General features: G+C 32.0%; 17 protein-coding genes. 6 read left to right on the top strand and 11 right to left on the bottom strand.

Annotation, left to right across the window (positions count from 1 at the left end; translation table 11 throughout):
• Window position 1 precedes the first annotated feature (1 nt).
• The 5 genes from QWY99_RS12815 to QWY99_RS12795 form a co-directional block, all read right to left on the bottom strand.
• Window positions 2-574, bottom strand: coding sequence for a pentapeptide repeat-containing protein (locus QWY99_RS12815; protein ID WP_290265843.1), 573 nt, complete (start codon window positions 572-574; stop codon window positions 2-4).
• A 33-nt stretch (window positions 575-607) separates the two neighbouring features.
• Entirely contained in the window at window positions 608-829 is a 222-nt protein-coding gene (locus QWY99_RS12810) for a DUF6095 family protein (RefSeq protein WP_290265841.1), read from the bottom strand.
• A 49-nt stretch (window positions 830-878) separates the two neighbouring features.
• Complete coding sequence (gene murQ, locus QWY99_RS12805) at window positions 879-1,691, bottom strand: N-acetylmuramic acid 6-phosphate etherase (protein WP_290265840.1); 813 nt, start codon at window positions 1,689-1,691, stop codon at window positions 879-881.
• Between the two features lie 264 nt (window positions 1,692-1,955).
• Entirely contained in the window at window positions 1,956-2,624 is a 669-nt protein-coding gene (locus QWY99_RS12800; RefSeq protein WP_290265838.1) for a ZIP family metal transporter, read from the bottom strand.
• 64 nt (window positions 2,625-2,688) lie between these two features.
• Window positions 2,689-3,453 (bottom strand): class I SAM-dependent methyltransferase, encoded by a 765-nt coding sequence (locus QWY99_RS12795; RefSeq protein WP_290265837.1) that lies wholly within the window; start codon window positions 3,451-3,453, stop codon window positions 2,689-2,691.
• Between the two features lie 164 nt (window positions 3,454-3,617).
• On the opposite strand from QWY99_RS12795, the gene QWY99_RS12790 reads away from it, so the two are divergent.
• Entirely contained in the window at window positions 3,618-4,781 is a 1,164-nt protein-coding gene (locus QWY99_RS12790) for a THUMP domain-containing class I SAM-dependent RNA methyltransferase (RefSeq protein ID WP_290265835.1), read from the top strand.
• A gap of 121 nt (window positions 4,782-4,902) precedes the next feature.
• Complete coding sequence (locus tag QWY99_RS12785; protein ID WP_290265834.1) at window positions 4,903-5,139, top strand: hypothetical protein; 237 nt, start codon at window positions 4,903-4,905, stop codon at window positions 5,137-5,139.
• A 59-nt stretch (window positions 5,140-5,198) separates the two neighbouring features.
• Here QWY99_RS12785 and QWY99_RS12780 read toward each other — a convergent pair whose 3' ends face one another.
• From QWY99_RS12780 to rlmD, 3 genes are read right to left on the bottom strand one after another with little or no spacing between them, the layout of a single operon-like run.
• The gene (locus QWY99_RS12780) at window positions 5,199-6,011 is read right to left on the bottom strand and encodes a DUF6048 family protein (RefSeq protein ID WP_290265832.1); all 813 of its coding nucleotides are present in this window, start codon (window positions 6,009-6,011) and stop codon (window positions 5,199-5,201) included.
• The gene (locus QWY99_RS12775; protein WP_290265830.1) at window positions 5,983-6,522 is read right to left on the bottom strand and encodes a DUF6452 family protein; all 540 of its coding nucleotides are present in this window, start codon (window positions 6,520-6,522) and stop codon (window positions 5,983-5,985) included. The genes QWY99_RS12780 and QWY99_RS12775 overlap by 29 nt, the downstream gene beginning before the upstream one ends.
• A 44-nt stretch (window positions 6,523-6,566) precedes the next feature.
• Window positions 6,567-7,979 (bottom strand): 23S rRNA (uracil(1939)-C(5))-methyltransferase RlmD, encoded by a 1,413-nt coding sequence (gene rlmD, locus QWY99_RS12770; protein ID WP_290265829.1) that lies wholly within the window; start codon window positions 7,977-7,979, stop codon window positions 6,567-6,569.
• Window positions 7,980-8,172: 193 nt separating this feature from the next.
• On the opposite strand from rlmD, the gene QWY99_RS12765 reads away from it, so the two are divergent.
• Window positions 8,173-9,213 carry a sensor histidine kinase gene (locus QWY99_RS12765; protein WP_290265828.1) on the top strand — a complete coding sequence of 347 codons (1,041 nt, stop codon included), beginning with the start codon at window positions 8,173-8,175 and terminating at the stop codon, window positions 9,211-9,213.
• A gap of 86 nt (window positions 9,214-9,299) precedes the next feature.
• Here QWY99_RS12765 and cysM read toward each other — a convergent pair whose 3' ends face one another.
• Window positions 9,300-10,187 carry a cysteine synthase CysM gene (cysM, locus tag QWY99_RS12760; protein WP_290265827.1) on the bottom strand — a complete coding sequence of 296 codons (888 nt, stop codon included), beginning with the start codon at window positions 10,185-10,187 and terminating at the stop codon, window positions 9,300-9,302.
• A 1-nt stretch (window position 10,188) separates the two neighbouring features.
• Window positions 10,189-10,980, bottom strand: coding sequence for a serine O-acetyltransferase EpsC (gene epsC / locus QWY99_RS12755; protein ID WP_290265826.1), 792 nt, complete (start codon window positions 10,978-10,980; stop codon window positions 10,189-10,191).
• A 190-nt stretch (window positions 10,981-11,170) separates the two neighbouring features.
• Between epsC and QWY99_RS12750 the strand changes: the two genes are divergently transcribed.
• Window positions 11,171-11,872: a DUF1003 domain-containing protein gene (locus tag QWY99_RS12750; RefSeq protein WP_290265824.1), complete on the top strand. Its 702-nt coding sequence runs from the start codon at window positions 11,171-11,173 to the stop codon at window positions 11,870-11,872.
• A gap of 21 nt (window positions 11,873-11,893) precedes the next feature.
• Here the strand turns inward: QWY99_RS12750 and QWY99_RS12745 are convergent, their stop codons facing one another.
• Window positions 11,894-12,175 carry a DUF2752 domain-containing protein gene (locus tag QWY99_RS12745; RefSeq protein ID WP_290265823.1) on the bottom strand — a complete coding sequence of 94 codons (282 nt, stop codon included), beginning with the start codon at window positions 12,173-12,175 and terminating at the stop codon, window positions 11,894-11,896.
• 105 nt (window positions 12,176-12,280) lie between these two features.
• Between QWY99_RS12745 and QWY99_RS12740 the strand changes: the two genes are divergently transcribed.
• Window positions 12,281-12,466, top strand: coding sequence for a hypothetical protein (locus QWY99_RS12740; protein WP_290265822.1), 186 nt, complete (start codon window positions 12,281-12,283; stop codon window positions 12,464-12,466).
• Window positions 12,456-13,007, top strand: a complete 552-nt coding sequence (locus QWY99_RS12735) for a DUF8465 domain-containing protein (protein WP_290265821.1) — start codon at window positions 12,456-12,458, stop codon at window positions 13,005-13,007. Before QWY99_RS12740 ends, QWY99_RS12735 begins: the two co-directional genes overlap by 11 nt.
• Window positions 13,008-13,190: the final 183 nt, after the last annotated feature.

Below are 13,190 nucleotides of genomic sequence, written 5' to 3'. Positions count from 1 at the left end.
ATTATACAATTTTAATGTCATACTTATCTAAAAGTCCCAAAACACCTTCGGTTGAGAATTGTGCTTTTTTCATGGGATTAAACTCTGGATCTATTTTAAAATTATAAGCAGTTTTAAAATTTACGCCTGCTAATTGTGTTTCGTTAAAAATGGCTCCTTCTAAATTACAATTATCAAAAACCGAACTTGTTAAATTGGTACCAATAAAAGTAGTTTCTTTCATCGAACAGTTTACAAATTTAGTTTTTGGCATTTTTTTATTAGAAAACGAAGCATAATCCAACGAAGATTCTTCAAAATATACTTGAAATAGAAAATCTTCACATTCGTTAAAAGCAATTCCTAGGAGTTTGCAGTTCTTAAAAGTTACATTTTTTAAGCTTGTCCCTTTTAAACTGGTCATTGATAAATTACAATCGATAAATTCACAATCTAAAAAAGTATTGTAGGCAAAATTGCTATTAGAGAAATCGCAATTTTTAAATACACAATCTTCAAACTCGCGATTGTTTATTTTTTTATCTATGTAGATAACCTTATCGAATGTTTTTTGAATATGAATTAAGCTATCCATTGTAGTTATTGAATTTTATTTGAATTAAAAAAATTAGTCATTAAACAAACCTTTCATAATTGTTTTCAGACCATAAAAGATCAAAAACATTCCGGCTATACAAGCAATTATACCAATAGCAAGTACTAAGTAATGCCATACGTTTTGTTGATTCATAAACGCATTGTATATTACCGAAGGGCCAATAAATAATAGGGGCAAAGAACCCATTAAGTATCTAACTCCTTTTCCTAGTAATTCTTTGTTTGTTCCCATGTTTTTTTTTAATTTTTAGTTTCATGTTTTACATAAATCATGTCACCCTTTATATTTTATAATTGTCTATTGCTTTTCGTACACTTCCGTAAGTATGCAATAGCTCTGATGCTTGCTCGTATGAAACAGGAATTTCGCCCATAATCATTTTTACACCGCGGTCAACTAACTTACTGTTGCTTAATTGCATATCGACCATTTTGTTGCCTTTTACTTTTCCGAGTTGAATCATAGCGGCAGTCGAAATCATATTAAGAACCAATTTTTGTGCAGTTCCAGCTTTCATTCTTGAGCTTCCTGTAATGAATTCAGGACCAACAACTACTTCTATTGGAAATTGTGCTGTTTGCGAAAGTGGACTTTCGGCATTGCATGTTATGCATCCTGTGATAATGTTATTTTCATTGCAACGTTCCAATCCTCCAATTACATATGGTGTTGTTCCAGAAGCTGCGATACCAATAACGACATCGTTTTCTGAAATAGTATGTGCTTGTAAGTCGATCCATGCTTGTTTTGCATCGTCTTCGGCATTTTCTACCGCTTGACGGATGGCTTTGTCTCCCCCAGCTATGATTCCGTTTACTAAATCGAATGGAACGCCAAAAGTTGGAGGGCATTCTGAAGCATCTACAATCGCTAAACGACCAGATGTTCCTGCTCCTATATAAAATAATCGTCCGCCAAGTTTTAGTTTGGTTACGATTTGAGCTACTAAAGCTTCTATTTGTGGAATTGCTTTTTCTACTGCAAACGGAACTGTTTTGTCTTCCTGATTGATGTTAGTCAGTAAGTCATGTACAGACATTTTTTCTAGATGTTCATATTTAGAAGACTGCTCTGTTATTCTTGTAAATGTCATTTTGTTTTTTGTGTTTCTAAGTTACAAAGTACCAAAGTTACAAAGTTTTCCCTACTAAGTATTGAATAATTCATGTGAAATAGAGTGAATTAGTTAAAAAAAAATAGAAAAAATGAAATAGTGTGTTTATTGTTTAAAAATGATTTTTTTATTTTTAAGTTGCGTGAGGGATTGAGGCGGTATCCTTTTTAGTGAGGAACGAAAAAAAGATATAGCCGTCTCGATAACTATCTGGAGCTTCCAACCCAAAGGGACAGGCCCAGTTTATATAAAATAGGCCAATGCAATTCCGAAAACAATCATCGAAATTTTGGCAATATTAAATTTATGTCCTTCGCTACTTTCAAAAATTATTGTTGATGAAATATGGAATAATATTCCGATTACAACAGCAGTAATTTCGGTGAAATAATCATTTAAAAACGGTAAATATTCGGATGCTATTGTTCCTAGTGGTGTCATGATTGCAAATGTTATCATAAATGCAAAAATGGCTTTTTTGTTAAGATGTGCATTAATGAAAAAAGTGGTCAGGATAATTGCAATTGGTAAGTGATGAATGGCAATACCAATAGCGATATCGTGGTGGTGACTCACAGGGAATCCTTCTAGAAATGCGTGTATGCATAAACTAATGAAGAGTAACCATGGAATTTGAGACATTTTGGCGTGACCATGTACATGTCCGTGTTCTGCTCCCTTAGAGAAAAATTCAAGTATAATTTGGAATAAAATCCCAAGCATTATAAATAATCCAATATTATGGTTGTGTGATTCGTATACTTCTGGAAGTAAATGCATCACTGTAAGCGATAGCAGAAAGGATCCGCTAAAAGCTAATAATAGTTTAAGATTGGTTTTGTCTTTTGGTTTTAGTACCAATGCAACAATATATCCTAATAATACAGAAAGTAAGGGTAATAGATAATTCATTTAGTTTAATCGTTTTTTAGTTTCGTCCTTTTATTATTTATCAAGTTAATAAAGGATATTTCAATTACTTAAAAATCATGATTAATCGTTCGCTATCGGTTTTGTGAAACTTTTTTAATTTATAATCACCAAATGTGTCTAATAGAAATATACCAGCTTGTTCCATTAAATCTTCAAAATCTTTTAAAGTTAATGCTTTTACTTTTTCGGTAAAATGAAATTTTTTGCCTTGGTCTTCAAAATCTATTTCTTTAAGAATATGTCCGTCTTCTACATATCTCTTAATGTGAAAATCGATACCATCGACAGTTTTTATTTCTTCAGGTACTAGTGTTTCTATTACTTGTGTTACATTCATAAAATCGATTACTGCAAAACCATATTCACTTAAACTGGCTTTTATCGCTTTTAGAGTGGTAAGATTATCTTCATCACTTTCAAAATAACCAAAGCTGGTGAATAGGTTAAAAATTGCATCGAATTTTTCTTCAAAAGGCTCACGCATGTCGTGCACTTTGAAATGCAAGGTTTCGTTACTGTTTTTACTAGCCTCAGCAATGCTGTTTTCTGATAAATCTGCTCCAAGGACATTGAATCCTAATTGGTTTAAATAAATAGAATGACGCCCTTTTCCGCATGCTAAATCAAGTACTTTGGCTTTTTCAGGAAGATTAAGATAGTGCGTAAGGTTATCCATGAAGATTTGCGCTTCTCTATAGTTTCTGTCCTTGTATAATATATGATAGTATGGTGTATCAAACCAAGAAGTGAACCAGTTTTCGGTTGATTGATTGTGGTTTGTTGTAGATGGGTGATGTGCTTCAGACATTTATTCTTTTTCAATTAATTCAAGTCCCGCAAATTTAGTGTATTTTTGCTGAAAAATAACTATTTCGCAAGCGATACACATATAATGTCGCTGTAGTAGATTCAAAATTTTTTATTACAGATTGATTTTTGTTTAAATAAGTCTGTTTTAATTTAAATATAAAGATGGAAAATAATTTTAAAATGGTAGCCAAAACCTTTTTTGGCTTTGAAGAAATTTTAGCAAAAGAATTACAATTGCTAGGTGCACAAGATGTTGAGCAAGGGGTAAGAATGGTAAGTTTTAAGGGAGATAAAGGGTTTATGTACAAAGCCAACTTATCGTTGCGTACTGCATTGAAAGTGCTTAAGCCAATTTACTTTTTTAGAGCCAATAATGAACAAGGTTTGTATAAAGGTATTTCGGGTGTAAACTGGTCTAAGCTTATAAATGCTAATCAGACTTTTGTGATTGATGCAACTGTGCATTCAGAATATTTTAATCACTCTGAGTTTGTTTCTCAAAAATGTAAAGATGCTATTGTGGATCAGTTTAGAGAACGTACAGGACAACGTCCGAGTATTGATAAAGCGCATCCAGACTTAAGAATAAATATACATATTGATAAAGACCAAGTTTCGGTTGCATTGGATACTTCTGGTAATTCATTGCATCAACGTGGGTATAGAACAGCTACAAATATTGCTCCTATAAATGAAGTATTGGCAGCAGGGGTGTTGTTATTATCTGGATGGGAAGGTCAAGGTCATTTTCTAGATCCTATGTGTGGTTCTGGTACTTTCCTAGCCGAAGCGGCTATGATTGCTTGTAATATTCCAGCTAATATTAACAGAAAAGAGTTCGCTTTTGAAAAATGGAATGATTGGGATAATGATTTGTTTGATCAAATTGTAAGCAGTTTGATGAAAAAAACAAAAGAGTTTCATTATACTATTAAAGGATTTGATAAAGCACCAAGTGCTGTAAGTAAAGCTAAAGACAATATTAGAAATGCCAATTTAGAAGATTACATCACTATCGAAGAGAAAAACTTTTTTGATACTGAGAAAACGACTCAAGGGACTTTGCACATGGTATTTAATCCGCCGTATGATGAACGTTTGGATATTCATATGGAAGAGTTTTACAAAAACATTGGTGATACATTAAAGAAAAATTACCCTGCAACGAATGCTTGGTTTATTACTGCTAATCTTGAAGCCTTAAAATTTGTTGGACTTAAACCGTCTAGAAAAATTAAACTTTTTAACGCAAGTTTAGAAGCGAGATTAGTGAAGTACGAAATGTACGAAGGAAGTAAGAGAACTAAGTTTCAAGTTAGTGAATAAAGTTACAAAGAGGCAAAGGTTCAAAGTAACAGAGGTTTAGTTTTAAAGCTAAAATTTTGATTATCTATACACAACTTTGTTCCTTTGGTTCTCTGTAACTTTGAACCTTAAAAAAAGAAAAATGACAAGATTACAAGTAAGAGCATTTTTGTATCAGCTAGGCTGTTTTGCAATACTATTTATATTAGCGCGATTTTTGGTAGAGAAGTACACAGACTTAACAGGTTTTTGGATTCCGATGACTGCATTTGTTGTGGGAACGCTTTTGTCTCCGAAATTTCAAGCCGCTAAAACAAAGGATGGAGAGAAACTTTTTATGAAATGGATTTTCATGAAAGGAATTAGAGAAATAGGGTAGTCCTAACTTATATTTTACAATTTGGTTATTGTTGTAAATAACCAAATTGTAAGATTATATTATTTTTTCGTTTCTGTTCCTGGAATTACAACTTTCTTCTTGTAAATAGGAATGAAATAAGAAACGGTATAGTTAAAACCAATTCCGAAATTACCATTATACGTTCGGTTGAATCCTGGAATATAAAGATTGTCGAAGTTGTTAGGTTTTTTATTTGAAACTAACGTTTTTAACTGTACACTAAAGCCAACGAATATATTGTTAAAAACCTTGGCTTTTACTCCTGCATTTACTTCTAGCCAGCTAGCTGATAAGCCGCTAAATTTTTCACCAGAAACGGTAGGAGGAAGTACTCCCCAGTACTGATCTGTATTATATATTTTATAATTATTTAGCTCTTGGCTAAAGGTGCTAAAACCATAGCGAAGACCAACAGATATGATGTTTTCCATATCAAGCCAGTTTTCATACATATTGTAATCAAATCCTACTTTTAGATAGCTTCCTTTTGTTGTTGAGTTTAGTCTATCGTCATCTGTAGTTTTATTTTCTGTTCCAATTTCGGCCGCTAGATAGTATTTTTTTGATAATCTATAATCTCCTGTAAACTCGACTCCTTTATAATCAGAATCATAGAGTCCACGGGTTAGTTTATATAAATCAACACCAAAACGAACACCATAACGATCTGTTTTTATAGGCACGCTATCTTGTTTTACTTCTGTGGTAACTTTTTTTGGAGCTGGTTTCTCAGCTTTAGCCTCTGTTTTATTGGTTATTGCAGTTTTCTTTGTAGTTGTTTCTTGAGCTTGAATCGTAAACAAAGACAACATTAGGCAAAAACTAAAAATATATTTTGATGTGTGTTTCATTTTCAAATTCAATGTTAGGTTCTTCTACATAAACACCTTGCATCCAAAGGCCTTCTGGATTATCAGAATCGGTTAGGATAAGTGGATTATTTCTATTTAAAGTAAATATGGTCTTATAACCACATGCTCTTGAAACAAAAATATTCTGACGTGTATAATTAAATTGTATTACATCCTCGTTTACAAAATCTAGATTCGTATTATTAGCGTTCAATATAAAACGAAAAGTGGTAGTATCTTCATTTGTTTTAAGCGGAATAGAAATGGTGTTCCCATCAGTAAGATATTTATCCGACTCAACAAGAGCATTCTCGTTAAAGACAATGCCTTGAGTCATTCCTTTTCCAATTACCTTTAGTTTTGTTACGTTTTTAGGTGTCGAATTAGTGCGATCAAAAAACGAAATTACCAATCTAGGTGTTGTTGGAGTATTGCCATCACAAATATCATCCTTTTCACATCCTGAAAAAGTGAAGGCTATTACGATTATTATAAAAAGAATTTTTTTCATTTATTGTTTGTGATTTATGCTTCACACTTTTTTATTCAATAAAACTAGCGTAGTTCCAAAAGTACAACATTTTCTACGTGATGTGTCTGCGGGAACATATCTACAGGACGTACACGAGTTACTTTGTATTTTTCATCCATTAAAGCTAGATCACGAGCTTGTGTAGCTGAGTTACAACTTACATAAACTACTTTTTGAGGCGCAATTTTCATAATTTGTTCAATTACGTCTTTATGCATTCCATCGCGAGGTGGATCGGTAATAATAACATCTGGTTTACCATGAGTAGCAATGAAGCTTTCGTTGAATACAACTTTCATGTCTCCAACAAAGAACTCACAATTGGTAATGTTATTGCGTTCAGCATTTGCCTTAGCATCAAGAATTGCTTCAGGAACACTTTCAACACCAATTACTTTTTTTGCTTTTTTAGAAACAAATTGTGCAATTGTTCCAGTTCCAGTATAAAGATCATAAACTGTTTCATGACCAGAAAGACCTGCAAAATCTCTTGTTATTTTGTATAACTCATACGCTTGGTCAGAATTGGTTTGGTAAAAAGATTTTGCATTTATACTAAATTTTAAACCTTCCATTTCTTCCAGAATGTAATCTCTACCTTTATAAAGTTTTACATCTTGATCGTAGATTGTGTCGTTTGCTTTTCCGTTTACAACATATTGTAGTGATGTTATTTGTGGGAATTTTCCATAAAGATGGTCCAAAAGTAATTCACGGTTGGCTTTATCCTCTTCAAAGAATTGGATTAATACCATGATTTCACCAGTAGAAGCAGTACGAATCATAAACGTTCTTAATAAACCAGAATGTTCTCTTGGATTAAAAAAGGCTAAGTTATGTTCGTTAGCAAAAGCTCTGATTTCATTTCTAATTGCATTTGATGGGTCTTCTTGTAAATGACATTTAGTGATGTCAAGAATTTTATCCCACATTTTTGGAATGTGAAAACCTAATGCATTACGATTTCCTAAGTCTTCAGTGCTTTCTATTTCTTTTTCAGTTAACCAACGGCTGTTTGAAAATGAAAATTCCATTTTGTTTCTGTAAAAAAACTGTTTTTCTGAACCTAAAATAGCTTCAAATTCAGGAAGTTCAATTTTACCAATTCGTTGTAAATGGTTTTTAACTTCGTTTTGTTTGTAATACAACTGTTGGCTGTATTTCATGTTTTGCCATTTACATCCTCCACAAACACCAAAGTGATCACAAATTGGTTCTATACGATGTTCTGATAATTCATGAAATTTAACTGCTTTTCCTTCATAATACGCTTTGCGTTTCTTGAAAGTTTGCACGTCTACCACATCTCCCGGAACTACGTTCGGGATAAATATTACTTTTCCGTCGGGAGCTTTTGCTACCGATACGCCTTTTGCTCCAGCATCAAGGACTTGTATTTGATGAAAGACAACTTTGTCTGTATTTTTTCTTCCCATAGCGCAAAAATAAGTGTTTGTAAACTTTTAAAAATTTAAAATTGAAAATATTTTATCAAATTCTTTTATTTAACATTTCTTTTGTGTTTAAAAGTTAACTTTGTTTTAATCTAGAATCCCAAATTCTACGGCTTAATCAGGAACTTATGTTATTTTTATGAAGTTGTATCATGTGTTGTCAAAGGTTAGTTTTTTGAAGAAAAGCTATGCGTTTAAATTTCTTTTCATTGCTTTTATAGGTATTCATATACCGTTAATCGGAATATTGTTTTTTGTGCTTTATGGTAATAAAACTATTTCGGCTGATTCTATTTTGATTTTTTCTTTAATCATGACTTTATTTGCTACAGGTTTTACTTTATTAATCATTAATCAATTAATAAGACCAATCGTAGTAGCGTCTAAAGCTTTAAATGAATATAGAATAAGTCGTAAAGTGCCTGTGTTGCCTTCTCAATATGAAGATGAAGCGGGGTTGTTAATGCGTAATATTCAAGATTCCATCGAAGAGTCTGAGAGTTTTATCAACGAAAAACAAGATTTGATTTATATGATTTCTCATGATTTAAGAAATTTTGCTGGCAACCCACAAGGATTAGCTAAGTTAATTATAGAAGAAAATCCATCGGATTCAGTTAAGAACATGGCAGAATTAATTTGTGAATCAACAGATTTGCAGTTTCGTTATATAGAGAATTTTATTAAGTTATTAAAACAGCAAGATGAAATTGCTAAATCGAGTTCAATAGCTAAAACAATTTTAATAGCTCCAATACTTCCTGCTGTTATGGAGCAAGTAGCTCAGCTTTTAGCACGTAAAAATATTAAATTGGTTTCTGATATAAGTATTGAGGAAGCTGTGCTTAGAATTGATGTAGAGTTGTTAATTCAGGTTCTGGTCAATTTAATTAGTAACGCAATTAAATTTTCATATTCTGGTAGTGAAATTTCGCTACGTATTTTTAAAGATGATAAGAAAATAGTTTTTACTGTCTTAGATAATGGAATTGGATTTGATCAATCCCAAATTGAAGAAATGTTCAAAAAATTCACTACAATGGGTAAACTTGGAACTGCGAACGAAACCTCGACAGGAATTGGATTGTATTTGTGTAAAAAGATAATTAATAAAAACGGAGGAAAATTAAACGCAATAAGTCTAGGTATAAACAGAGGAGCAATTTTTACTATTGTTTTTGAAAAAGAGGCAATTTTTAATGCAACCTCTTTTTAATAGTTTTTGATTAAGACGAAGTAAAGATAAAATTTAAAAATGCAAAGATTCTAAAACGCTACGTTTTTAAAATCTTTGCATTTTTTTTAATCAAATAAATCAGAAGATAAATAACGGTCTCCTCGGTCACAAATTATCGCAACAATTACGCCAGATTCAAGTTGATTTGCAATTTTTAAGGCAACAGCGACAGAACCACCACTACTCATTCCAGCAAAAACACCTTCTTCTAAGGCTAATCGTTTGGTCATTTCGCGTGCTTCTTGTTCACTTATATCAATAATAGTATCTACTTTTTTTGCATCAAATATTTTTGGTAAATATTCTTTAGGCCATTTTCTGATTCCAGGAATTTGTGAACCATCACTAGGTTGTGCTCCTATTATTTGAATAGTGCTGTTTTTTTCTTTAAGATAAGTCGATGTGCCAATAATAGTTCCAGTAGTCCCCATTGCCGAAACAAAATGAGTTATTTTTCCATCAGTATCATTCCATATCTCTGGGCCTGTAGTTTTGTAGTGTGCTTTCCAATTGTCTTCGTTTGCAAATTGATTAAGCATAATATAGCCGCCTTCGGCAACTTTTCTTTCTGCATAATCTCTTGAGCCAATAATTCCTTCACTAGCAGGTGTTAAAATAACTGTAGCTCCATAGGCACGCATAGTTTGTACACGTTCTTTTGTTGAATCTTCTGGAAGTATCAATTCGATATTGATGCCCATTAACTGTGCAATCATTGCTAAGGCTATTCCTGTATTACCACTTGTAGGTTCGATAAGTTTGTCGCCTTTTTTGATGTCGCCTCTCTCTAGAGCCGAAAAAATCATATTATATGCTGCTCTGTCTTTTACGCTACCGCCCGGATTGTTTCCTTCAAGTTTTAATAAAAGTTTTACGTTTTTATTTTTTACTAAATTCACTGTTTCCATCAAAGGAGTGTTTCCTATCAGGTTTACTAATGTATGAGTGTTCATGTTATTTTTTTTCTTTTACTTTAACTTCGGTTGTGGTAGTATTGGTAACAATTGATTTTTCTGGAATTGATTTGGTAATCCATGCATTCCCTCCGATAATACTGTCTTTGCCAATAATAGTTTCGCCTCCTAAAATTGTTGCATTGGCATAGATGCAAACATTTTCTTCAACAGTAGGATGTCTTTTTGCGTTTTTCATTTCTTTGGTAATGCTTAAAGCTCCTAATGTTACTCCTTGATATATTTTTACATGTTTTTTTATAACAGTCGTTTCTCCAATTACAATACCTGTTGCGTGATCTATAAAAAATGGAGAAGCAATAGTTGCGCCTGCGTGAATATCGGTTCCTGTAATACGATGTGCATATTCGCTCATTAATCTTGAAAAGAGCAATAGGTCCAATTTGTATAATTCGTGGCTTAATCGGTATATAGCGATAGCGTAAAAGCCGGGATAAGCTAGGTATACTTCTTCAAGGCTATTTGATGCTGGGTCATTCTCTAAAATATAGGTTGCATCTTGAATTAATTTTTCTAAAACAATAGGCAATTTTTCTAGAAATTGCTCCCAAATTAATTCACATGATTTTTCTGGCTTTTTGCAGGCGATTACAGCTATTTCTTTAAAATACTTTTCAAGTTCATTGATGCTTTTGTCTAATGGAGCATTTGAATCGAATAAAGTGTAAAAAAGCTTTTCTGTAAAATCTTCTGTTTTGGTTTTGATTCCGTAGTTAATAGAAGAGTGGCTCTTTAAGGCATTTATGTTCTGAATAATCATATTTTTTGTCACAATTGTTAAATTGAATTGTTAGTTTGAAATGCTAAAAGTAAGGTGTTTTTTGTAAATAGGGTCAGTAATTGGTTAAAGAAATTTAAGCATTAACATTCTGTTTGCAATTATTAAAAATAATTAATCTGCTTGGAAGTGTCTAGTATGGAATAATTTAAAAGAGTAAATTAGCTTGTATAAACGAATCAAAATGAAAACAAACGGAATGTTTAAAAGTGCTCTTTCTAATGTGTCTTATCCAGAAAGTGAAAAAGTCTCAGGAATGTCTATTCAAAGTCCTATTTTGGCATTAATTATTGCAGATTATCCATCATTTACAAGAGAAGGTTATATTTCTATAAATGAATTAAATGTGTTTCGTGAAAAATATATTTCAAATTATTTGGGTGCAGAGTTAGGAGTGCTTTCTAATCTTGAGAAAAATGTAATGGGATCTGTAGCCGATCAGAAATTATTAGTAAGCGCCGTTGAAGATGAAGTAGAAGTTAGGAGCTTTGGTCAAAAAGTAGCTGATAAAGTTGCCGATTTTGGAGGGAGTTGGACTTTTATTATTTTGTTTATTGCTTTTATAGTCTTTTGGATTTCTATTAATATTTACATTTTGGCAAATAGAGGTTTTGATCCCTATCCGTTTATTTTACTTAATTTGATTTTATCTTGTGTTGCTGCTTTGCAAGCTCCAGTAATTATGATGAGCCAAAATCGACAAGAAGAAAAAGATCGCGATAGAGCAAAAAAGGATTATATGATTAATCTGAAATCTGAATTAGAAATAAGAATGATGCATGAAAAATTAGATCATTTGATACTACATCAGCAACAAGAATTAATCGAAATTCAGAAAGTTCAAATCGAAATGATAAATGATATTTTGAGTCGAATTAAGAAGTAGAATTTTTATTTTTTTGACGAATTAATAATAGTGTTTGTATGCGTAACCCAACACCATAATTGCACTATTAAGAATGCCAAAAAACCAAAGAGGATTTTTATAATTTCGACTTTTATCAAAAAAATATAAAGCAACAATTCCTAAAAATATAAGGCTAGTATATAGGGCTGGGTACATCTCAAATGCGCCTTTGAAATCACCTTGAAAAAGTAGGAATAAAGCACGTTGAAATCCACATCCTAAACACTCTATTCCGAAGAGGGTTTTGCTTAAGCAGGGAAGCATATATTTTTCTAGATTCAAGAGTTTTGTTTTTTACAATTTTACGAAAAATAGTTCAATACGTTATAAGAATTATTAAATGCTATTTTAAAGTTGATTACTTTTGGAATCTGATAATTTATAAAAATGAAAAAACTAAGAATTCCAATAATGATAATTGCAATTTTAATTGCGTTATATGAGCAGTCTTCTACAGATAAAAATATTTATATTACAATTGTAGCTATTGTAATTTTCATGGTAGGGATGATGCAGTTAAGTGCAAAAACGCCAAGTAAAAATCAAGATAACGAGGAGCAAGATGTTGACTAAAGGAGATAAGGTTTCGGTTTTAGACGAAGCTATAAATGGAGTAGTGTTATCTGTTAAAAATAACGAGGTAACTATAGAAACTGAGGATGGATTTACGATGACATTTTTTGTCAACGAACTAATTAAAGTACATAATTCCAGTAACTTAATGGATTCTATTAAAAGAATTAATGTAAGTGAGGTTTCCAAAGAGAAAGAAGAGCCAAAAGCAAGGAGTTTTGTGAAAGAACGCAAGGATAAACGGGAGATTCCTGCTCCAGAATTTGATTTGCATATCGAGAAATTAGTGCCAAATAAACGTGGTATGTCTAATTACGATATTTTGACTTTGCAGACAGAAACGGCTAAGCGACATATCGAATTTGCTATTAGAAATCGTATTCCTAAAATTGTGTTTATTCATGGTGTTGGTGAAGGGATTTTAAAAGCGGAGCTTGATTTTTTATTGGGTCGTTATGATGGGATTGATTTTCAAGACGCCAATTATCAAAAATATGGTTTAGGTGCAACCGAGGTTTATTTTAAGCAAAACACGAAGTAAGGCTTGTTTTTCGCTTTTAAATAAATAATTACTAAGTATAAAAAAACGTCTGTTTTTAAAAGAGAATTTCATTGAGAAACTACTTTTAAAAACAGACGTTTTTTTGTAAGTTTTATTTTTGAAGAGGATGTATAAAAAAACACTCAAAAAGAAATGAATAATTATTCTTTTTGAGTGCTAGTT

The sequence above is a fragment of the Flavobacterium branchiarum genome, from assembly GCF_030409845.1.
Taxonomy (GTDB): domain Bacteria; phylum Bacteroidota; class Bacteroidia; order Flavobacteriales; family Flavobacteriaceae; genus Flavobacterium; species Flavobacterium branchiarum.
The sequence above is the reverse complement of the archived record's forward strand: the minus strand, read 5'-3'. Positions and strand labels throughout refer to the sequence as shown.

Coding starts and splice junctions, on each gene's coding strand:
- QWY99_RS12815 (WP_290265843.1), bottom strand. CDS start 574: ATGGATAGCTTAATTCATATTCAAAAAACATTCGATAAGGTTATCTAC.
- QWY99_RS12810 (WP_290265841.1), bottom strand. CDS start 829: ATGGGAACAAACAAAGAATTACTAGGAAAAGGAGTTAGATACTTAATG.
- murQ (WP_290265840.1), bottom strand. CDS start 1,691: ATGACATTTACAAGAATAACAGAGCAGTCTTCTAAATATGAACATCTA.
- QWY99_RS12800 (WP_290265838.1), bottom strand. CDS start 2,624: ATGAATTATCTATTACCCTTACTTTCTGTATTATTAGGATATATTGTT.
- QWY99_RS12795 (WP_290265837.1), bottom strand. CDS start 3,453: ATGTCTGAAGCACATCACCCATCTACAACAAACCACAATCAATCAACC.
- QWY99_RS12790 (WP_290265835.1), top strand. CDS start 3,618: ATGGAAAATAATTTTAAAATGGTAGCCAAAACCTTTTTTGGCTTTGAA.
- QWY99_RS12785 (WP_290265834.1), top strand. CDS start 4,903: ATGACAAGATTACAAGTAAGAGCATTTTTGTATCAGCTAGGCTGTTTT.
- QWY99_RS12780 (WP_290265832.1), bottom strand. CDS start 6,011: ATGAAACACACATCAAAATATATTTTTAGTTTTTGCCTAATGTTGTCT.
- QWY99_RS12775 (WP_290265830.1), bottom strand. CDS start 6,522: ATGAAAAAAATTCTTTTTATAATAATCGTAATAGCCTTCACTTTTTCA.
- rlmD (WP_290265829.1), bottom strand. CDS start 7,979: ATGGGAAGAAAAAATACAGACAAAGTTGTCTTTCATCAAATACAAGTC.
- cysM (WP_290265827.1), bottom strand. CDS start 10,187: ATGAACACTCATACATTAGTAAACCTGATAGGAAACACTCCTTTGATG.
- QWY99_RS12750 (WP_290265824.1), top strand. CDS start 11,171: ATGAAAACAAACGGAATGTTTAAAAGTGCTCTTTCTAATGTGTCTTAT.
- QWY99_RS12740 (WP_290265822.1), top strand. CDS start 12,281: ATGAAAAAACTAAGAATTCCAATAATGATAATTGCAATTTTAATTGCG.
- QWY99_RS12735 (WP_290265821.1), top strand. CDS start 12,456: ATGTTGACTAAAGGAGATAAGGTTTCGGTTTTAGACGAAGCTATAAAT.